Genomic DNA, 19,642 nt, shown 5'->3' with positions numbered 1-19,642 from the left:
AATGTAAGAGGGGGGAGCGGAAGTGCTTCTGGATGAACAAGCGGTGCAAAAAGAATTCGCAGGCATCAAAGGTGAACAAAAGGTGCTTGAACAGCGGGTAGCCGCATTAGAGCGGGTATCAGACCGGCAGGATCAGCAAATCATGACGCTGAATGAAAAACTGAACAAAATTGACGAAAACACAACATGGATTAAGCGGACCATTACAGGAGCGATCGTGACAGCAATCTGCACGGGCGTCATTGGCGGAGCCATCGCCATCATGTACAATCTGCTGCAAAAGTAAGGGGGAAACCGATATGAAATTCGCGGACAAAGGCACGGTCGTCAGGACGGTGCTTCTTTTGCTTGCTTTATTGAATCAAACTTTGCTGATGTTCGGCAAATCGCCGCTGAATATTCAGGAGGACCAGGTCAGCCAGCTTGCAGATACGCTGTATGCCGCCGGGTCGGCCGTTTTTACAATCATAACGACTGCCGCCGCCTGGTTTAAAAACAATTATGTTACAGCAAAAGGGAAAAAACAGCAGGCTTTATTAAAAATAAACAATTTATCGAAATAGGAGAGATGAGAATATGGTAAAAATCACACAGGATTTTATCCCGGCAGGAAACAATAACCGCCCAGGCTATGCAATGACACCGATTTACATTACGGTGCACAATACAGCCAATACCGCAGTCGGAGCTAACGCCAAAAGTCACGCAAGCTATGTGAAAAATCCCGATACACCGACAAGCTGGCATTTCACAGTCGATGATACGGAAATTTATCAGCATCTTCCGCTGAACGAAAACGGCTGGCATGCCGGTGACGGAAACGGGGACGGCAACCGTAAATCCATCGGTATTGAAATTTGTGAAAACGCAGACGGCAACTTTTCACAGGCCGTGGCAAACGCCCAATGGCTCATCCGCACATTAATGACGTCGCACGGCATCCCGCTTGCGAATGTCGTTGCGCACAAGCATTGGTCAGGAAAGCTTTGTCCGAGAAGACTGCTGGATACATGGGATGAGTTTAAAGCGGGAATCGGTTCTGAGGAAAGACAGACGTATACCGTCCAAAAAGGAGATACGCTGTCGGCGATCGCGCGGAAATTCGGCGTCAGCGTGGCCGATCTGCAGAAATGGAATAACATCGCTGACCCGAACCTGATTAAAGTCGGACAAGTGCTGATCGTCAGCCCGCCGGTTGAAGCACTGTATTCTCTTCCGGACGAGGTGATCAAGCTGACAGAGCCGTACACGTCCGGTGAAAAGGTATACCAGGTGCAAAACGCGCTCGCAGCGCTTTATTTCTATCCTGAAAAAGGAGCTGTCAATAACGGCATTGACGGTATCTACGGTCCGAAAACGGCAGATGCCGTGGCCCGCTTCCAATCTGTAAACGGACTGACGTCTGACGGCGTCTACGGTCCCGCTGTAAAAGCGAAAATTCTGATGCAGCTTTAACAAAAAAGGCTGAGTCCCGTTCACATTGCGGGATTCAGCCTTTTTTCTTTTTCAACCGGTTCAATAGCCCGAGATTCCTCGCCCGCATCCTCAGCGAATAAGCGGAAAGCCCGAAGCGTCCGTAATCCACAAACTTTACACGCCTGACAATTTTCTTCACATCATCACCTGTCGCATCTCTTTGTTGGTTTTATTATATGAAAGATAAGGAAAAAAGGAATAAGGACAAGAGCCGTGTCTCCTGTCCTTAGTGTAATCAAGCTTTTTTTTGTTTATACTTGTCAATCAGCCGCTCGTTTTCTTTGAAAATTCTGGCGGTATGAGGGCTGACCTGGTAACTTGCGATACTTGTCATTGAACGTTTTTTAAACATTTTGAACGGTTTCGCTCTTTGTTCCGGCTGCCCGTTTTGAAATGCCTGCTCCATTTAACCGTCACCTTCCTCTTCTATTGGCAGCATTAAATCATAAATGCTCGTTAGCGATGTGAAAAGCAAATAATCGAATTCCGTCAACAGGTTTTCCGACGTGAGTTTGATCACGTAATGGCGGTTCTGGACTGTAAACGGAATAAGCACAAGCCTGCCTTTTTGATCATAGTAGACGTCTTTACGGTTAAGACGGGACTGAACGTCCGCCGCATCAGGCATATGCTCCGTCAAGCGGTCCTTATCCGATTGTGCGGAATAGTCGCACAAGGAAGCCGTGACATTCATTTTTTCTCCATAAGCTGCCAGCAGTCTGCTGATGCCTTCCGCATAAGCTTCTGTACTTCCATAATATACATGGATCGGTTCATTTTTCAACAGATATTGATAGGTTTTCAGTTTTTCAAGATAGGAGTGAAGCATTTCGTTATTTTCTTCTAAAATTTCCCGCGTATCCGTCTCTAATTCATTGCCGGCGAGCTTTTTGATATACGCGCTCAAAAAGATAAACGCATCAATAAGGGCAAAGCAGACGGCAACAATCAAATATTGTCTCCATGCGGCAAAGAGCGATTCGGGATCATATGTCCAATAGACCATGGCGCCTACTACAAATAGTAAATACCACGTTTTACGGATGGCAAACATTTTTTCTTTTACCTTTGCCTCATACCGCCAGGATGCGTACACATATAAAATGAGTGCTGCCGCCATCGTCCACACCATGATCTGAAAAAACAAAAGCATGAGCATCCCTCACAATTCGAAAAATGGTCTGCTATGTTCATTCTATGTCATGACATCATTTTCCTGTCACAAAAAAAACCGCTTCTGTAAAGAAGCGGATGTCATCAGAAAAAGAGATCTAAGATGAAAAAGGCGATGGCGCCGAGTGTACCTGCAATCGGCAGGGTGATGACCCATGTAATGAGCATCCGTTTAGCCGTTCCCCAGTTTACGCCTTTTACGCGGTGGGAAGCGCCCACACCGAGAATGGAAGACGAAATGACGTGCGTCGTGCTGACAGGGAGATGAATAAACGTGGCCCCGAAAATAATGGCTGCGCCGGTTAAGTCGGCAGATACGCCGTTTACCGGACGGATTTTCATAATTTTTCCGCCGACGGTTTTAATGATTTTCCAGCCGCCGATGGATGTGCCGAGACCCATTGCCAGGGCACAAGAGAGCTGCACCCAAAAAGGAATGGCATCACTTTTATGTAAATTGGCCGTCATAAGCGCCATCGTAATGATACCCATCGCTTTTTGCGCGTCGTTCGTTCCGTGTGTATAGGACTGAATGGCAGCCGTCAAAATCTGCACTCTGCGGAAGCGTTTATTTGTTTTCGCCAGATTGCTGTCTTTAAAAATCAGCTTCACGATCGAATATACGATAAAGCCGAGAACAAAGGCGATAATCGGCGATAAAATAAGTGCTTCGATAATCTTAATGAACCCTTTATAATTAAGCGTCGCAAAACCTGACGCTGCAATGGCCGCTCCGGCGATCGCTCCGATAATCGCATGTGAAGAGCTGCTCGGAATGCCGAAATACCATGTGATCAAGTTCCAGGCGATTGCGGCGAGTAGAGCCGCCAGAATGACAACTGACCCGTTGTCTAATGTATAAGGATTCACAATGTCCTTCGTAATGGTTTTCGCCACACCGGTAAATGTCATCGCTCCGAGAAAGTTCATGATGGCGGCCATGACGATTGCGTGCCGCGGCTTCAGCGCTTTTGTCGAAACTGAGGTGGCGATTGCGTTTGCGGTATCGTGAAATCCGTTAATGAAGTCAAATACCAAAGCGCATATGACAATTAATATCGTTAAAAGTAATAGAGTATCCATTATAACCCCTCGTTACGCGTTTTTCATAATAATGGTTTCAAGGTTATTGGCAACGCTTTGGCAAGAGTCGGCAATTTCCTCAAGCGTTTCGTAAATCTCGCGGTACTGAATCACTTTAATCGGATCGGTTTCTGTGCCGAACAGATTTTTTAATGATTTACGGTGCAGGTTATCACAGCTGTGCTCGTATTCCTTAATTTTAATGGCGTGAGGGTGAATGTCCTTCAATCGGTTTTCTGCAAGCAGCTCAATCGTGATTAAAATTTCCTTCGCGCACTCTCTGATGTATCCGCTGAACTTATCGATATGCTCATCTGAAGAAGTGATCGAGAAAATTTCCATCATTGCAGAAAAATGTTCGATTCCGTCAAGCACGTCATCGAGGCTGTTTGTCAGCTCAAGGATGTCTTCACGTTCAATGGGAGTGATAAAAGCTTTGTTCAGCTCTTTAATCATGACATGAACATGATTATCTCCTTTTGTTTCAAACTCTTTTAACGTATCGGCAAATTCCTTTAAAGTCGTCTGGTTCGTCACTTTAAAGTTGACAAAGTATTCTGCGGTTTCGTCTATGTTTTTTGCGATTTCTGTTAAAAGGAGTGAGAACTTATCTTTTTTTCTTTTTATCATTAAAAACCCTCCATTGTTTGAATGAGACAATGCACACATCAAATTATTATATAGCCTTTTGTCGAAAAAAAACAGATAAAGTCGAAAAAAACGCCTCTTGATTTTTTCGTAAAAACGTGTCTCATCCTGTTTTTCTTATGTTACCCACTTCGCCAAAAAAACGTAACATACTTCGAATTCAGACATCTTGCTTAAAAAGTATAACAAAAGATGTGAATTTGCTGTCAACTTTTGCACGTGATTTTGCCAGAAAAAAAACGGCTCCCGTAAAAGGAACCGTTTTTGTCAGTTTTTTCTGCCGTTTTTCAGCCAAAAATAAAGCGGCAGCCCGGCGAGGCCGATCAAGAGGGACAGCGCGCAGCTCAGTGTATCTGTAATGATCGTGCTGATCAGCACAAACAGTGAACCCGCGATGGCCAAAACAGGAATGATCGGATACAAAGGCACGCTGTAGGCGCGCGGTTTTCCTCCGCTTTTTTTTCTGAGGATAAACACGGCGAAAAAAGCCATGACGTAAAAAATATAAATCATGAAAATAGAGATTTCAGACAGCTTATCGGGATTGCTGGCGATCATGAAAATAATGGCCAGCGCGATCTGAAATGACACGGCAATCCACGGGGTGCGGAATGTCGGATGCACCCGCGAAATCTGTCCGGCAAACGGCAGCTGTTTCCGTTCCGCCATCGCAAACGAGACACGCGGAAAAGCGAGAATCTTTCCGTTTAAACAGCCGAAGATGCTGACGATGATTCCGACGCTGATCAATTTTCCCCCGATGTCGCCAAACAGCATTCCGGCAGCTGTGCCGGTCGCATTTTCACCGAGTTTGACGATGTCGGTCGCAGGAAGAATGTGCAGCAGCGCAAGGTTAATGAAAAGATAAATGGCGGTGACGACCAAAAGTCCGCCCGTCATCGCTCTCGGGAGCAGCTTTTCCGGATTTTTCATTTCGCCGCCGAGTGCCGCAAGCAGAATCCATCCGTCATAAGCAAACAAGGTGGCCAGTATGGCAGCGCCGAAATTCATTTCCGACATGCTGCTTGTGACGGCTGTGAAAATATGCTGATCGCCTTTCCAAAGGCCGAACACGATCATGCAGATAATCGGAATCAATTTGCCGACAGTCGTAATTCCCTGTACGATGCCGCCATATTTCGTTCCGATAATGTTAATGATGCTTAAAAACAAAACGGCTGAAATCCCGATCAATTTAGACCAGCCGGAATCCCAGCTGAACAGATGGGCCATCAAGGAGCCGAAATACAAGCCGATTGCTCCGATAATGGCGGGGCCGTAAATGATAATTTGAACCCATCCGCACAAAAAGCCCCAAAATTCGCCGTACACTTCTTCGAGATATGTATAAAGTCCGCCCGTTTTCGGAATCTGAGTGCCGATTTCCGCAACGGTCAAGCCGCCGGCAAGCGTCAAAATGCCTCCTAACAGCCACGCGATAAGCGCGGTTTTCGCATCACCGGAGTAGGCAAGCACGGCGCCTGGTTTCATAAATACGCCGGAACCGATGATGGTGCCGATAACAAGTGAGAGGGCGATGGTAAGGCCGATCTCTTTTTTAAGTCCGTTCTCTTCAATCTGCATATCCTTTCCCTCCAGATGTAAAATCGTCATGCTGAAAAAACTATTTTCCATATTGTAAACCCTAATTGCTGAAACACGAATAAAATAAATTTTCTGATTTTGGTGTTTTGCCTAAAAGAGAGAGGTTTCTGCTTTTGAGAAGGAAAAAATTCGGTTTTAAAAGCGAACATTAATGGTTTTTTAATTTCAAAAGTTCGTTATTTTGAGAGCGGCAGTCTGCAGACCGTCTGTGAAGCAGATGGGTTGACTTTACGATCCGGATAACATAAATTGTATATATAAAATATCTCGAAATCGAGATAATTGACTGGAGGATAATATAATGAAAGTTAATGGAATACACCATGTATCAGCATTGACGGCTGATGCGCAGAAAAATTTAGATTTTTATCGAAATATCCTGGGGCTGAAGCTTGTGAAAAAATCGGTAAACCAGGATGAACCGACGATGTATCACTTATTTTACGGTGATGAATCAGCCAATCCGGGATCGGAATTGACGTTTTTCGAGATTCCGCGGATCGCGCCGTTCCATGCGGGGACAAACAGTATTTCTTCAATCGGCCTGCGTGTTCCGGATGCACAAGCGCTTCAATATTGGAAAAAACGATTTGAAGAGCATCAGGTCTCTCACAGTGAGATCGTGAAAATAGCGGGCAGGGACACACTCGCTTTTCAGGATCATGAAGGACAGCGGCTTGTGCTGACAGCTGACGAAAAAGGAAAAGACATCGGTGAAGCGGTGAAGCAAAGCGGCATACCGGAAGAATATTCTTTCCGCGGTCTTGGTCCCGTTGAATTAACCGTCCCGTACGCAGAACCGACGCTGCGTGTGTTAACCGATGTGCTGGGCTTCACTGAAATCGGGAAAGAAACACATGAAGACCGGGGCACGGTTACGGTGCTCGAATCCGGAAACGGTGGCGCGCGTACAGAAGTCCATCTCATTGAAAGAAACGATCTTCCGCGCGAGCGTCCTGGAAAAGGCAGCGTGCACCATGTGGCCTTCCGTGTTCAGAATGAGGAGGAGCTTGCTTTATGGCACCGCATCATTACGAAAGAAGGTTTCAGCAACTCAGGCATTGTAGAGCGTTATTATTTCAAAGCGCTGTACTTCCGGGAACCGAATGGAATTCTGTTTGAATTGTCAACGGACGGTCCGGGATTTATGGTTGATGAAAAACCTGAAGAGCTAGGCAAAACGGTTGCGCTCCCGCCTTATCTCGAACACCGCCGTTCTGAAATAGAAGCGCGGCTGAAACCGATTCAGTAAATCAGAAATAATGAAAGATGCCTTCCGGCTTGACGGGGGCATCTTTTTTTTGCTTTTTTACCCGTTTTGTCATTCTTTTTACCTATTTGTAAACGGCAAAATAATTGTCTTTGTTTATTAATAAATTTTTCACATTTGGTTGTTACACTTGTTCAAAGTTAAACAAAAGGAGTGAAAACACAGGTGAAAATGAAAAAACGCGAGATAGACGCAGTCTTAATCCTCATTTTACTCGCTTCCGCATTCTTGAATATGTACAACATCTGGAATGACGATACGGTGAATCCTTATTATACCGCAGCGGTAACGAGTATGCTTCAAAGCTTTCATAATTTCTTTTACGCTTCATTTGACGCAGCCGGATTTATCACGGTAGATAAACCGCCTGTTACATACCAGATTCAAACGATCAGCGCGCTGATATTCGGTATGCACGGGTGGAGCGTCATCCTGCCTCAGGCATTGGCGGGGGTAGGTTCAGTTCTATTCATGTACTTATTAATAAAGCCGACGTTCGGAAAAACGGCGGCGCGCATCGCTTCGTCTGTCATGGCGTGTACGCCGATTGCTGTAGCCGTAGCGCGCACAAACAATGTCGATGCGTTACTGGTCTTTTTCCTCTTGTTCGCCACATGGCTTCTCTTTAAAGCGATTCGAAAAGGAAAACTGATCTGGCTTTTGGCGGCATTTTTTGTCGTCGGAGTAGGCTTTAACACAAAAATGCTTCAGGCTTATATGATCTTACCGGCCTTCTTGCTGTTCTATATGATGGCGGCAAATACCACGATTAAGAAAAAAATCATTTCACTGGTAAGCGCGCTGGCCGTATTAGCAGCCGTTTCATTGTCATGGCCGCTCATTGTTGACAATATTCCTACAGACAAAAGGCCATATGTCGGAAGCAGCCAGACAAACTCCGTATTGGAATTGGCTTTCGGATATAACGGGATTCAGCGGCTGACGGGGCAAAGTTCCGGCGGCCAGGGCGGGCCCGACGGAAACGCATCGAAAGAGATGTCTTCTTCCGGCGGTTCTTCACAAATGCAAAAACCGCCCGGCCAGTCAGCAAGCGGAGACAAATCACAAACCGGCAGTATGACGGCACCTCCATCTAACGGCCAAATGCCAAGCGGCGGTCAAGGAGGCCCTCCAAGCGGCGGAGATGGCGGCAATGGCGGTCCTGGCGGAGGAAAAAGCGGTACAGGCACCGGCTCGAAAATGCAGTCAGGTTCAGGAATGTTCGGTACGGGAACACCCGGTCCGCTGAGACTCTTCCAACAAGAATTATCAGATCAGATCAGCTGGCTCCTGCCGTTTGCGATTTTTGGATTGGCCGGTTTATTGATCGCCGGGGCGAGAGAAAGAAGAAGATTATCAGCAGAACAGAAGGAAACGATCTTTTGGGCAGCGTGGCTTGTGCCGATTGCCGGATTCTTCAGTGTGGCGGAATTTTTCCACCATTATTATCTCATTATGCTGGCGCCTCCGATTGCTGCTCTTACCGGTGCGGGATGGGTCGCCCTCGTTCATCTGTACCGCGAGCAGACAGGCTGGAAAACTTGGCTTCTGCCGGCCGCTATTTTTGTGACAACCGGATTTGAGCTGTTTATCCTCAGAAACTACAATGATCAAATCGGCGCGGGCTGGAGCATCGGAGCAGGTGTTATCGGCGCAGTGGCTGCAATCGCCCTGTTCGTGTTCAAACAGCGTCAAAAACCGCTCAGTTACTATGTTTCACTTGCAGCCCTTCTCGTCTTGATGGTGATGCCGATTTATTGGGCGAGCACACCGCTTCTGTACGGAGGCAACAGCTCATTGCCTGAAACAGGCCCTCAGCTTGCGTCAGCAAGCGGAAAAGGCATGGGAATGGATAACGCATCTGTCAATACAAAACTGATCAACTATTTAGAGAAACATAACGCCGGAGCAGACTATCTATTTGCTACAACCGATTCCAACACAGCGGCGCCTTACATTATAAAAACGAAAAAAGCGGTCATGGCGATCGGCGGATTCAGCGGGTCTGACCCGGCCATTACGCTGACTCAATTTAAAAAGCTCGTAAAAGAAGGGAAAGTAAAATACTTCTTAACATCCGGAATGGGCAAAGGCGGAAACAACGATATTGTTGAATGGGTTGAGAAAAACGGAAAGAAAGTATCTTCAGACAAATGGCAATCAAGCACAGATCAGAAAACGAAAAATCATGATGCAGCTGATACAAAAAGCAGCAAGGCCGCGGGTAAAAACAGCCGGATGAGCGGCGGGCCGGGCGGAATGAATCAGTCAGCTTCACTATACGAACTTCAATCTGATGAATAGGAGGAAAAAACATGAGCAGACATATTCAATATTCAATAGTCGTCCCGGTTTATAACGAAGAACTCGTCATTCAGACAACCTATCAGCGCCTGAAAGAAGTCATGGATCAAACAAAAGAGCATTATGAATTGATCTTTGTTAATGATGGAAGCAAAGACCGCAGTATTGAGATTTTAAGAGAGCAAAGTCTGATTGATCCGAGAGTGAAAATTATTGATTTTTCCAGAAACTTCGGACATCAGATCGCGATCACAGCGGGCATGGATTATGCAGAGGGGAATGCAATCGCCGTCATTGACGCCGATTTGCAGGATCCGCCTGAATTAATCCTTGATATGATTGAGCAGTGGAAAGAAGGCTACGATGTGGTGTACGCCGTCAGAACGAAACGAAAGGGAGAAACCTTTTTCAAGAAACAGACGGCCTCTCTGTTTTACCGGCTGCTGCGGAGCGTGACTGATATTGATATTCCGCTTGACACCGGAGATTTCCGCCTGCTGGACAGAAAAGTCTGTGATGAGATGAAAAGATTAAAAGAAAAAAACCCTTTTGTCAGAGGACTCGTCAGCTGGGTCGGCTTTAAGCAGACTGCTGTAGAATATGAACGAGATGAGCGGCTTGCGGGGGAAACGAAATACCCGCTTAAAAAAATGCTGAAGCTTTCCATGGACGGGATCACAACGTTCTCTCATAAACCGCTCAAGGCGGCAAGCTATGCGGGAATGCTCATGTCCGGAGCGGGTTTTCTCTATATGTTTATCGTTTTATACATGAAGCTTTTTACAGACAGCACCATTACGGGCTGGTCCTCTCTGATTGTGATACAGCTGTTATTCAGCGGCATCGTTCTATTAATGCTCGGAATGATCGGCGAATATATCGGAAGGATTTATGACGAAGCAAAAGACCGTCCGCTCTATATCGTGCAAAAAGCGTACGGTATGAAAAACGAAAAGATTTATCGGGACCAGCATATGTCTTAACAAACACCCTGTCCGGCCGGCGGACAGGGTGCTTTTATGTAAAATAAAAGCCGCGGGATGACAGAATGTCCCGCGGCTTTTTTCATTCATCTGCGGCCGGTCTGCGTGTGCAGAGCGCGCATGATCAGTCCGGTTCCCGAAAGGTTCAGTAAAATGCTTGCACTAAGCGTCATTCCCCAAGCAGCGTTTTGCTGAGGAAGCTGAATGCTCAGCTGCAGCAAGATCAGGCCGGTAACGACCAGCAAAAGTCCGGTTTGTTTCATGTGTATGTATCCTCCTTTGTACACTGAGTCATACGGCTGATTCAGGCCTAAAGTTTCAGCTGTATATAAAAAAATCCAAGGCGGCTGCCTTGGATTTTTTTTTTAAGAAGATGTTTCTTCTTTTTGAGTCAGTTTCATTTTTTTCGTCATTTCCTTGCCGTTTCTGATAATCTTCACGTCAACGGTGCTGCCGACTTTCGTATTCTTGTAGAGAATATTGCGAAGTTCGCTGCCCGTGTCAGTTTCTTTCCCTTTTAAGCTGATAATGATGTCTTCTGCTTTTAATCCGGCTTTGGCAGCAGGGGATCCCTGCGCCACTTCGCGAATGTAAACCCCTTTATTCAGCTGTTTGCCGAAGAGGCCGAGTGTGCCTTCCTGATAGTTTTGCGGCACTTGTTCCAAGTCGATCATGCTCACGCCGATATAAGGGCGCTCCACCTGTCCTTTCGTGAGAAGCTCTTCGGCGATCGGTTTTACATCGTTGCTCGGAATGGCAAAGCCGATGCCTTCTACATCATTTTCGCTGATTTTCATGCTGTTGATGCCGATGATTTTGCCGTCTGTATTCAAGAGCGGTCCGCCGCTGTTTCCGGGATTGATGGCGGCATCGGTTTGGATGACGTTGATGCTTGACTCACCGGCTGACGTGGAGATCGAGACGGTTCTGTTTAAGCCGCTCACGATGCCCTGTGTGACGGTGCGGGAAAGGTCTTTTCCGAGCGGATCACCTATGGCGATGACGGATTCACCCGTTCTGAGAGCGGATGAGCTGCCGAAGCTTGCCGTTTTTGTTACGTGTTTATCACTGATTTCTAAAACGGCCAAGTCTGTCAGAGAGTCGCTGCCGACGAGTTTAGCTGTTACATCGGTGCCGTCATATAATGACACTTTAAGGGAAGAGGCGCCTTCGACCACGTGGTTATTCGTAATGATATACGCTTTGCCGTTTGCTTTCTTAAAAATAACGCCTGAACCCGATCCCGTTTCCGCATCATCACCCGATGAATTAGAGTTTGAATCTGAGCTTGATCCGAATCCGAATAAATCGGAACTGCTTTGCTGCTTTTGCAGATTAGTGATTCCGACGATCGCCGGTGAAATGTCTTCCACCATATTCGAAATGCTGCTTGAATTTGCCGATGAGCTGTTTGCCGATTTGCCGCTGCCGGATTCAGAAGATGTCTGCTTAGCGGTTACCGATGACGTTTCCTGAGCGGGAGCCGGATTGGAAGTATCTTGAGTCTGATGGTCTCCAAGCGGCGTAAATGTATAGATGCCGAGGGCGAGCCCTCCGCCGATCACTCCGCCGAGAAGCGGTCTGAACCAGCCGAAGCTTCGTTTTTTCTTGTCCTCGTCCGGCGCGGAATATCCGGCCGGCTGCGGGTTTTCTTTTACTAAAAGGACTTCCTGTTCTTTTTGGTCTGTCCGATTTTCATCACGATAGTTATCCATCATGTTCACTCCGTTTCTCTATTTCATCATAGCATGATTTGCCTATTATTACTGACTCCATCTTAAACAAAAAGTGTGGGATAATAATGAAAAGATTGTGGGAAATTGTGAAAAAGACGAAATCGGACGGCGGCGCTTTATATTGACAATTTCCATCGGATTTGAAATAATAAATGAGATATTATGTTCAATCCTTCACATGAAAAGATATGAAAAATTCTGTCAAGCTAATGGGGGAAATCTGTTAGCTTTTTCACTTTGTCAAATAGTAAGAAAGGAGCTGTCAAATGAAAGAAAAACATCACTGGATCATTTCTCTGCTTGCTGTGCTGGCGGTCGGGCCGGGGCTGATGTCGAATACCGCTCTTTCGGCTGTCCAAAGCCTTGTCCGGCAGACGGTCGGCGGGGAAAACTTTGACTCTCTTCATCCGATTATTATCGGTAATATGGCATTTGCCTTATTCGTGCCGGCGGGGCCGTATTTAAGAAAAAGATTCGGCTCCCGGCCTGTCTATATGATTTCGATGGCCGCGGGTGTCATCGGAGCGCTGCTTGCTGCTGTGACAAATGATATTTATCCGCTCGCCGCGGGCCGTTTTTTACAGGGAGCTGCGGCGGGCACTATGCTGATGATTATGATTCCGATGCTGGTGCTTTCGTTTCCGATTGAACGCCGGAATTACGCATTATTTGTGTTAATCGGCGGATTTTACGGGTCCGTCATTATGGGGACCGTTTTAGGCACGGCGGCGGCAAGCGCCGGCCATTGGCATTGGCTGTTCGGCATTTTTGGCCTGCTGTCTTTTTTCGGCCTCATTTTCAGTTATATGTGGCTGCGGGATGACGCTCATAAAAATACTGAAAAATCTCCATTTGACGGCATCGGTTTTCTGTTAGCGGGTGTATCAGCCGTGCTGACCGCCTATACATTTATTCATCTGCCGAAATGGGGCTTTTCATCATGGCAGACATTGGCGGGATTTGGAGGAAGCATCGTCATTCTTCTGATCTTGCTGATCATGCAGTATAGAAACGAACATGCGCTGATTTCGATTAAACTTATGCTGATTCCAAAGCCGATTCTGGGTGTTTTCATGATCGCTGCGGGCAGTATTTCCATAGCGGTCAGTCTTTCTGCATTTCACGGGGAGCTTCAGACCGCATATCACATGTCACAAACTCAACAGATATTCCTATATGCGAGCCTTTTGGGAGGCGTGGCCATCGCCGCTGTTATCAGTGCATTAGCATATGATAAAGTCGGTCCGGGCATGCTCGGCATAACAGGCTCTGTTATACTGGTGTTCGTGAATTTCCAATGGATGACGGCGGATCATCATATACCCCTTATTCTATTTGCGGGGCTTTTCGTGATGCTGGCGGCCGGGACAGGGCTTATCGTAGCAGCCGGACTGATGGGCGCCGCGTTGGGCGGACCGCTTCCGGAACTGGTAAAACGCATGACGGCCGTTCAGTTTTTAAGGCTGTTCATTTATATGGGCGCACCTGTTTTAATAGGGTATTTTACGAAAAGAGATGCTTCCGGCATGCTTCGGGGCGCGCGCGGCACACAATCGCCGCATGACCTGCTGATGGGGACATACAGCGATTTGTTTCTTATTGCTTTCATCTTAAGCTTGCTTTTAGTGTGTTTATCATTTGTCATGAATGCGACCGGCATGGGACATAAGCTGGCGCATAAACCGCATGCCGTCTGTAAGCAGGCGGCTGAAGAGCCTTCGCCGCAGGCTCCTGGACCGGTCAGGCATCAGGTCATTCCCGATCGCGAATACAGAAGTGCGGTCAGACAGTTTCGGGGTCACCCTATAAACAAAAACGGTATGTAACTTTTTCTACCAGCAAACCCTTTTCCCGGTGAAAAGGGTTTGTTTTTTCCCATAATGGCAGAATGGTATATTGCATGTTTCATCCTTTTTTAATATAATTTGTTAGAATATTCATAATTTAATATCGAAATTTTAAGTAAAAAAGGAGGCATTACATGAAACTGTATCTATCTGTGGATATGGAAGGGATTTCCGGACTGCCTGATGAAACATTTGTCAATTCCCGCATGCACAATTATGAGCGCGGCAGGGTTCTGATGACCGAAGAAGCAAACTGGTGCATCGCAGAAGCGTTTAATAACGGATGCACGGAAGTGACCGTGAATGACAGTCACTCAAAGATGAATAATCTGCTCGCGGAAAAACTTCACCCTGAGGCAGAGCTGATTACGGGGGATGTCAAGCCGTTTTCCATGATGCAGGGGCTTGATGAATCGTATTCAGGTGTGATGTTTATCGGCTATCATGCGAGAGCGTCGATGCCGGGCGTCATGTCGCACAGCATGATATTCGGCGTCCGCCACTTTTACATAAATGATAAGCCGGTCGGTGAACTGGGGTTAAATGCCTATCTCGCCGGATTTTACGATGTCCCGGTCATCATGGCTGCCGGAGATGATTGCGCCGCAAAAGAGGCGGAGGAGCTGATTCCGAATGTGACGACTGCCGCCGTCAAACAAACCATTTCAAGAACTGCGGTCAAATGCCTGTCCCCTCAAAAAGCCGGACGGCTCCTGACGGAAAAAACAGCCTATGCGCTCAAAAATAAAGATAAGGTCAAACCGCTGACTCCGCCTGAAAGACCTGTATTAGGCATTGAATTTGCCAATTACGGACAGGCTGAATGGGCCCATTTAATGCCGGGCACAGAAATCATCCCGGGAACGACAATCGTTCAATTTCAGGCAAAAGACATGCCGGAAGCCTATCAGGCCATGCTCGTCATGACAGAACTCGCCATGAGAACAACATTCTCTTAAAGGGGTGAACGGCATTGCTGCGGTATTTTATCAAACGTTTTATCGCCATGATTATGACCGTCCTCGTCATCACCACTCTGACATTTGTCATGATGAAAGTGATACCCGGCTCGCCTTTTAACGAAGAGCGGGGCACAAACGAAGCGGTCCAGCGAAATCTCGAATCCTACTACCATCTGAACGAACCTCTTATCACTCAATACGCCATCTATCTAAAATCCATTCTTACCTTTGATTTCGGTCCTTCAATCAAAAAACCGTCAGACAGTGTAAACGCCATGCTTGAACGCGGATTTCCCGTCTCCTTCGAGCTTGGGATAACGGCGATCATCATCGCTGTGATTTCCGGACTCGCGCTCGGCATAACGGCCGCTCTCAGGCGCGGCGGCTTTCTCGATTATGCGGCCATGAGCCTTGCGGTGCTCGGGATTTCCATTCCGAATTTTATAATGGCTACGCTGCTGATTCAGCAATTTGCGGTTCATCTGAAATGGTTTCCGGCAGCTACCTGGACGAGTCCCGTTCACATGGTTCTGCCGACTGTTGCGCTTGCCGTCGGTCCCATGGCCATTATCGCGCGGCTGACAAGATCAAGCATGGCCGAAGTGCTGACTCAGGATTACATCCGCACGGCAAAAGCAAAGGGGCTTTCTCCCGTCAAAATTGTGATCAAACACGCATTGAAAAATGCTCTTATGCCTGTTGTGACAGTGCTCGGGACGCTTGCCGCAAGTATTTTAACGGGCAGTTTCGTCATCGAGAAAATTTTTGCCATACCGGGAATGGGCAAATATTTCGTAGAAAGCATCAATCAGCGTGATTACCCGGTCATCATGGGAACGACCGTATTTTACAGTGTGATTCTGATCGTCCTGCTGTTTCTGGTTGATTTGGCATACGGCCTGTTAGATCCGCGCATAAAACTTCATAAGAAAGGGTGATCCTGATGAATCTCCCGCAAGAAACGGTAAAACACACAGAAGTGCCTGATGACTGGTTTCAGCCGGGCGCGGAAAGAAAGGGTGAAACCGAGTCGGTCAAGCGTCCGAGCCTGTCTTACAGTCAGGATGCGTGGCGGCGGCTTAAAAAGAACAAATTGGCGATGGCCGGACTTGTGATATTATGCTGCCTGTTTCTAGCGGCTGTGTTCGGCCCGCTGATATCACCGCACAGCGTGACAAGGCAGACGCTCGCCGAGCAGAATCTTCCGCCGTCTTTTTCACACTGGTTCGGAACCGATGAACTTGGCCGGGACGTGTTTACAAGAACGTGGTACGGAGCGAGAATCTCTTTATTTGTCGGTGTGATGGCGGCACTGATCGACTTTTTGATCGGCGTTATCTACGGAGGCGTCGCCGGCTACAAAGGGGGCCGGACAGACAGCGCCATGATGAGAATCATCGAGGTTCTCTACGGTTTGCCTTATCTGCTCGTTGTCATTTTGTTAATGGTGCTGATGGGGCCGGGGCTCAGTTCCATTATCGTCGCTCTGACAGTGACGGGATGGGTCGGCATGGCGCGGATTGTGAGAGGGCAGGTGCTGAGGATGAAGCATGATGAACACGTATTGGCATCGAAAACATTTGGAGCGAAAACATTTCGGATCATTAAGAAAAATCTGCTGCCGAATACGATGGGAGCCATTATTGTCCAAATGACGCTGACGGTGCCGGCGGCGATTTTTGCGGAATCATTTTTAAGTTTTCTCGGACTCGGGATTCAGGCGCCGTTTGCAAGCTGGGGAGTCATGGCAAATGACGGGCTGCCGGCGATTTTATCAGGCCATTGGTGGCGGCTGTTTTTTCCCGCTTTTTTCATTTCCTTAACGATGTACGCGTTTAACGTGCTTGGAGACGGCTTGCAGGACGCGTTAGACCCGAAACTGAGGAGGTAGGAAAAATGGCGCAGCAAGTTCTTTCCGTTCAAAATCTGCATGTTACTTTTTCAACATACGGAGGCACTGTAAAAGCCGTAAGAGGCGTCAGCTTCGATTTATATAAAGGTGAAACGTTTGCGATCGTCGGTGAATCGGGATGCGGAAAAAGCGTGACGTCACAAGCCGTGATGGGTCTTCTTCCGAAACATTCGGCAAAGATTGAATCCGGAAGCATACAATTTAAACAGAAAGACCTTTGCCGAATGTCGGATCGGGAAATGCGGGGAATCCGGGGGCGCGATATTTCTATGATTTTTCAGGACCCGATGACGGCGCTCAATCCGACTTTGACCATAGGGGATCAGCTTTCAGAAGCGCTGTTGGAACACCGCGCCATGACAAGAAAACAAGCTGAATCCGAGGTTCTCGCCATGCTGGATCTGGTCGGTATCCCGGACTCGAAATCCCGCCTGAAGCAGTACCCCCACCAATTAAGCGGGGGCATGCGGCAGCGGATCGTGATCGCGATGGCTCTGATCTGCGAGCCGGAAATTATGATCGCCGATGAACCGACAACGGCTCTTGATGTGACGATTCAAGCACAAATCCTTGAATTATTTAAGAAGATTCAAAGAAAAACAGGCGTGTCTATTATTCTGATCACCCATGATCTCGGCGTCGTCGCTCAGACCGCCGACAGAGTCGCCGTCATGTATGCGGGGAAAATCGCCGAAATCGGCACGAGGCATGATATTTTTTACCATCCGGCTCATCCATACACAAAGGGGCTGCTTCGTTCAGTGCCGCGGCTGGATATGGAAGATAGTGAGCTTTCGCCGATTGACGGGACGCCGCCTGATTTATTCGATCCGCCGCCGGGCTGCCCGTTTGCCGCCCGCTGCCCGGACAGGATGATCGTCTGTGAAAAGGTATACCCGGCAACAACCGTGAAATCCAAAAGCCATATCGTCAACTGCTGGCTTCAGGATCACCGTGCAGAGCGGCTGAAGCAGCAGCTGACTGCAGCAGAGGAAAAAGGGGGATTGAAATGAAAAAGAGATGGGCGATTGGTGTGATTGCTGTTGTTTCGTTTGCTCTGATGGGCTGTACAGCCAATGAACAGGCGGGGACAGAACCCGGCAAAGCAAAAGAACAGGAGGGTGAGACGGTGCTGCGGCTCAATAACGAAAATGAGCCGACCTCACTTGATCCGCCGATCGGATTTAATAATGTTTCCTGGCAGCCGCTGAATAACATCATGGAAGGATTGACGAGGCTCGGAAAAGATAATAAGCCCGAACCGGCCATGGCGGAAAGCTGGGAGGTGTCCGCTGATAAGCTGACATATACCTTCAATATCCGTGATAACGCCGAATGGACAAATGGCGATCCCGTCACGGCGGAAGACTTCGTCTACGCCTGGAAGCGGATGCTCGATCCGAAAACGGGCGCATCTTCCGCTTTTCTCGGCTACATGATCAAAGGCGGAGAAGAATTTAACAGCGGAAAAGGCAAACGAGAAGACGTGAAAGTCACGGCAAAGGATAAAAAAACGCTTGTCGTCACATTGGCGGCCCCGCAGGATTATTTTTTGAGCGTCGTGTCCAATCCGGCGTATTTCCCGATTAATGAGAAGGTCGCCAAGGCTGATCCGAAATGGTTCACTGAAGCAAAAACTTTTGTCGGCAACGGGCCGTTCAAACTGACGGAATGGAAGCATGACGACAACATGACGATGGTCAAAAACGAGACGTATTGGGATAAAAAGACGGTGAAACTGGATAAAGTGACATGGGCGATGGTCAGTGACCGGAATACCGACTATCAGATGTTCCAGTCGGGGGATTTGGATACCGCCTTTGTGCCGGCAGAGCTGAGCGAGCAGCTGATGGGAGGAAAAAATATCCGCACGTGGGATCAGGCCGGACTCTATTTCTATCGTTTTAACGTTAAAATGGAGCCGTTTCAAAATGAAAAGATCAGAAAAGCGTTCGCTGCAGCGATTAATCAGAAAGAAATCACGGATTATGTGACCAAAAACAGTGAAAAGCCGGCACATGCCTTTGTATCCCCGGGATTTACTCAGCCTGACGGGAAAGATTTCCGCGAAGCGGGCGGCAGTTTACTAACTCCGGATGAATCAGAAGCCAAAAAACTGCTGGAAAAAGGCATGGCAGAAGAGCATTATGACAAGCTGCCCGCCGTTACATTGACATACAGCACAAAACCGGAGCATAAGAAAATAGCGGAAGCGATTCAGCAGAAGCTCAAAAGTGTGCTCGGTATAGACGTTAAGCTCGCCAATATGGAATGGAACGTCTTTTTAGAAGAGCAGAAAGGACTGAAGTTCCAGTTCTCTCAAAGCTCATTTTTACCGGATTACGCAGATCCGATCAGTTTTCTTGAGGCTTTCCAAACGGATAATTCCATGAACCGCACCGGCTGGGGCAGCGCGGCATACGACGGCTGCATCAAGCAGGCAAAACAGGAAGCCGATGCCAAAAAACGTTTTGCGCTCATGCATAAAGCGGAAAAGCTGCTCATGAACGAGGTTCCGATCATTCCGATTTACTTTTACAATCAGGTGCATCTGCAGAACAGCGGCGTGAAGGGCATTGTCCGGCACCCCGTCGGGTACATTGATCTGAAATGGGCGGAAAAGTCTTGATCTTACAGCGGAAA

20 protein-coding genes are annotated in these 19,642 nt (G+C 47.6%); 12 read left to right on the top strand and 8 right to left on the bottom strand.

From position 1 onward, the window contains the following. Window positions 1–22 precede the first annotated feature (22 nt). Genes MJQ52_RS04720 through MJQ52_RS04710 form a run of 3 tightly spaced genes read left to right on the top strand, consistent with a single transcriptional unit; the run spans window position 23 to window position 1,455 of the window. Entirely contained in the window at window positions 23–286 is a 264-nt protein-coding gene (locus tag MJQ52_RS04720; RefSeq protein ID WP_003154815.1) for a hemolysin XhlA family protein, read from the top strand. Window positions 287–299: 13 nt separating this feature from the next. Further along, window positions 300–563 (top strand): phage holin, encoded by a 264-nt coding sequence (locus MJQ52_RS04715; protein WP_003154813.1) that lies wholly within the window; start codon window positions 300–302, stop codon window positions 561–563. A gap of 13 nt (window positions 564–576) precedes the next feature. Further along, complete coding sequence (locus MJQ52_RS04710) at window positions 577–1,455, top strand: N-acetylmuramoyl-L-alanine amidase (RefSeq protein ID WP_024085195.1); 879 nt, start codon at window positions 577–579, stop codon at window positions 1,453–1,455. Between the two features lie 34 nt (window positions 1,456–1,489). Here the strand turns inward: MJQ52_RS04710 and MJQ52_RS04705 are convergent, their stop codons facing one another. The 6 genes from MJQ52_RS04705 to MJQ52_RS04680 form a co-directional block, all read right to left on the bottom strand. Then, window positions 1,490–1,615, bottom strand: coding sequence for a hypothetical protein (locus tag MJQ52_RS04705; RefSeq protein WP_003154809.1), 126 nt, complete (start codon window positions 1,613–1,615; stop codon window positions 1,490–1,492). A gap of 96 nt (window positions 1,616–1,711) precedes the next feature. Then, window positions 1,712–1,882 (bottom strand): type II toxin-antitoxin system SpoIISB family antitoxin, encoded by a 171-nt coding sequence (locus MJQ52_RS04700; protein ID WP_003154807.1) that lies wholly within the window; start codon window positions 1,880–1,882, stop codon window positions 1,712–1,714. Next, a complete protein-coding gene (locus MJQ52_RS04695) occupies window positions 1,883–2,629 on the bottom strand; it encodes a type II toxin-antitoxin system SpoIISA family toxin (protein ID WP_057079950.1) in 747 nt (248 codons plus the stop codon). 104 nt (window positions 2,630–2,733) lie between these two features. After that, a complete protein-coding gene (locus MJQ52_RS04690; RefSeq protein ID WP_003154805.1) occupies window positions 2,734–3,732 on the bottom strand; it encodes an inorganic phosphate transporter in 999 nt (332 codons plus the stop codon). Window positions 3,733–3,744: 12 nt separating this feature from the next. After that, window positions 3,745–4,362 (bottom strand): DUF47 domain-containing protein, encoded by a 618-nt coding sequence (locus tag MJQ52_RS04685; RefSeq protein WP_003154804.1) that lies wholly within the window; start codon window positions 4,360–4,362, stop codon window positions 3,745–3,747. A 285-nt stretch (window positions 4,363–4,647) separates the two neighbouring features. Continuing rightward, window positions 4,648–5,964, bottom strand: a complete 1,317-nt coding sequence (locus tag MJQ52_RS04680) for an APC family permease (RefSeq protein ID WP_094247018.1) — start codon at window positions 5,962–5,964, stop codon at window positions 4,648–4,650. 322 nt (window positions 5,965–6,286) lie between these two features. On the opposite strand from MJQ52_RS04680, the gene MJQ52_RS04675 reads away from it, so the two are divergent. The 3 genes from MJQ52_RS04675 (at window position 6,287) to MJQ52_RS04665 (ending at window position 10,542) form a co-directional block, all read left to right on the top strand. Continuing rightward, window positions 6,287–7,237 carry a ring-cleaving dioxygenase gene (locus tag MJQ52_RS04675; protein ID WP_077722102.1) on the top strand — a complete coding sequence of 317 codons (951 nt, stop codon included), beginning with the start codon at window positions 6,287–6,289 and terminating at the stop codon, window positions 7,235–7,237. Between the two features lie 183 nt (window positions 7,238–7,420). Then, window positions 7,421–9,559, top strand: a complete 2,139-nt coding sequence (locus tag MJQ52_RS04670) for a glycosyltransferase family 39 protein (protein WP_094247017.1) — start codon at window positions 7,421–7,423, stop codon at window positions 9,557–9,559. Window positions 9,560–9,570: 11 nt separating this feature from the next. Continuing rightward, window positions 9,571–10,542 (top strand): glycosyltransferase family 2 protein, encoded by a 972-nt coding sequence (locus tag MJQ52_RS04665; RefSeq protein ID WP_003154790.1) that lies wholly within the window; start codon window positions 9,571–9,573, stop codon window positions 10,540–10,542. Window positions 10,543–10,628: 86 nt separating this feature from the next. Here MJQ52_RS04665 and MJQ52_RS04660 read toward each other — a convergent pair whose 3' ends face one another. Together MJQ52_RS04660 and htrA are read right to left on the bottom strand one after the other, a co-directional pair. Further along, window positions 10,629–10,805 (bottom strand): hypothetical protein, encoded by a 177-nt coding sequence (locus MJQ52_RS04660; RefSeq protein ID WP_172424414.1) that lies wholly within the window; start codon window positions 10,803–10,805, stop codon window positions 10,629–10,631. A 102-nt stretch (window positions 10,806–10,907) separates the two neighbouring features. Continuing rightward, window positions 10,908–12,257 (bottom strand): serine protease HtrA, encoded by a 1,350-nt coding sequence (gene htrA, locus MJQ52_RS04655; protein WP_152036128.1) that lies wholly within the window; start codon window positions 12,255–12,257, stop codon window positions 10,908–10,910. A gap of 287 nt (window positions 12,258–12,544) precedes the next feature. Between htrA and MJQ52_RS04650 the strand changes: the two genes are divergently transcribed. The 6 genes from MJQ52_RS04650 (at window position 12,545) to MJQ52_RS04625 (ending at window position 19,628) form a co-directional block, all read left to right on the top strand. Then, window positions 12,545–14,104 (top strand): MFS transporter, encoded by a 1,560-nt coding sequence (locus tag MJQ52_RS04650; protein WP_094247016.1) that lies wholly within the window; start codon window positions 12,545–12,547, stop codon window positions 14,102–14,104. 155 nt (window positions 14,105–14,259) lie between these two features. Further along, window positions 14,260–15,084, top strand: a complete 825-nt coding sequence (locus MJQ52_RS04645) for a M55 family metallopeptidase (protein ID WP_094247015.1) — start codon at window positions 14,260–14,262, stop codon at window positions 15,082–15,084. A gap of 14 nt (window positions 15,085–15,098) precedes the next feature. Further along, the gene (locus tag MJQ52_RS04640) at window positions 15,099–16,025 is read left to right on the top strand and encodes an ABC transporter permease (protein WP_044053133.1); all 927 of its coding nucleotides are present in this window, start codon (window positions 15,099–15,101) and stop codon (window positions 16,023–16,025) included. Window positions 16,026–16,030: 5 nt separating this feature from the next. Further along, window positions 16,031–16,978 (top strand): ABC transporter permease, encoded by a 948-nt coding sequence (locus MJQ52_RS04635; RefSeq protein WP_024085201.1) that lies wholly within the window; start codon window positions 16,031–16,033, stop codon window positions 16,976–16,978. 5 nt (window positions 16,979–16,983) lie between these two features. After that, window positions 16,984–18,012 (top strand): ABC transporter ATP-binding protein, encoded by a 1,029-nt coding sequence (locus MJQ52_RS04630; RefSeq protein ID WP_025851774.1) that lies wholly within the window; start codon window positions 16,984–16,986, stop codon window positions 18,010–18,012. Continuing rightward, window positions 18,009–19,628, top strand: coding sequence for a peptide ABC transporter substrate-binding protein (locus tag MJQ52_RS04625; protein ID WP_094247014.1), 1,620 nt, complete (start codon window positions 18,009–18,011; stop codon window positions 19,626–19,628). The genes MJQ52_RS04630 and MJQ52_RS04625 overlap by 4 nt, the downstream gene beginning before the upstream one ends. Window positions 19,629–19,642 lie beyond the last annotated feature (14 nt).

This window comes from Bacillus sp. jun7, from assembly GCF_051034795.1.
Taxonomy (GTDB): Bacteria; Bacillota; Bacilli; order Bacillales; family Bacillaceae; genus Bacillus; species Bacillus velezensis.
Note: the sequence above shows the minus strand (reverse complement) of the source record. Positions and strands in the feature narration are given on the sequence as shown.

What these genes read in the sequence shown, in the direction of transcription:
- MJQ52_RS04715 (WP_003154813.1), top strand. Translation starts at nt 300, where the DNA reads ATGAAATTCGCGGACAAAGGCACGGTCGTCAGGACGGTGCTTCTTTTG.
- MJQ52_RS04710 (WP_024085195.1), top strand. Translation starts at nt 577, where the DNA reads ATGGTAAAAATCACACAGGATTTTATCCCGGCAGGAAACAATAACCGC.
- MJQ52_RS04700 (WP_003154807.1), bottom strand. Translation starts at nt 1,882, where the DNA reads ATGGAGCAGGCATTTCAAAACGGGCAGCCGGAACAAAGAGCGAAACCG.
- MJQ52_RS04695 (WP_057079950.1), bottom strand. Translation starts at nt 2,629, where the DNA reads ATGCTTTTGTTTTTTCAGATCATGGTGTGGACGATGGCGGCAGCACTC.
- MJQ52_RS04690 (WP_003154805.1), bottom strand. Translation starts at nt 3,732, where the DNA reads ATGGATACTCTATTACTTTTAACGATATTAATTGTCATATGCGCTTTG.
- MJQ52_RS04685 (WP_003154804.1), bottom strand. Translation starts at nt 4,362, where the DNA reads ATGATAAAAAGAAAAAAAGATAAGTTCTCACTCCTTTTAACAGAAATC.
- MJQ52_RS04680 (WP_094247018.1), bottom strand. Translation starts at nt 5,964, where the DNA reads ATGCAGATTGAAGAGAACGGACTTAAAAAAGAGATCGGCCTTACCATC.
- MJQ52_RS04675 (WP_077722102.1), top strand. Translation starts at nt 6,287, where the DNA reads ATGAAAGTTAATGGAATACACCATGTATCAGCATTGACGGCTGATGCG.
- MJQ52_RS04665 (WP_003154790.1), top strand. Translation starts at nt 9,571, where the DNA reads ATGAGCAGACATATTCAATATTCAATAGTCGTCCCGGTTTATAACGAA.
- MJQ52_RS04660 (WP_172424414.1), bottom strand. Translation starts at nt 10,805, where the DNA reads ATGAAACAAACCGGACTTTTGCTGGTCGTTACCGGCCTGATCTTGCTG.
- htrA (WP_152036128.1), bottom strand. Translation starts at nt 12,257, where the DNA reads ATGGATAACTATCGTGATGAAAATCGGACAGACCAAAAAGAACAGGAA.
- MJQ52_RS04650 (WP_094247016.1), top strand. Translation starts at nt 12,545, where the DNA reads ATGAAAGAAAAACATCACTGGATCATTTCTCTGCTTGCTGTGCTGGCG.
- MJQ52_RS04645 (WP_094247015.1), top strand. Translation starts at nt 14,260, where the DNA reads ATGAAACTGTATCTATCTGTGGATATGGAAGGGATTTCCGGACTGCCT.
- MJQ52_RS04635 (WP_024085201.1), top strand. Translation starts at nt 16,031, where the DNA reads ATGAATCTCCCGCAAGAAACGGTAAAACACACAGAAGTGCCTGATGAC.
- MJQ52_RS04630 (WP_025851774.1), top strand. Translation starts at nt 16,984, where the DNA reads ATGGCGCAGCAAGTTCTTTCCGTTCAAAATCTGCATGTTACTTTTTCA.
- MJQ52_RS04625 (WP_094247014.1), top strand. Translation starts at nt 18,009, where the DNA reads ATGAAAAAGAGATGGGCGATTGGTGTGATTGCTGTTGTTTCGTTTGCT.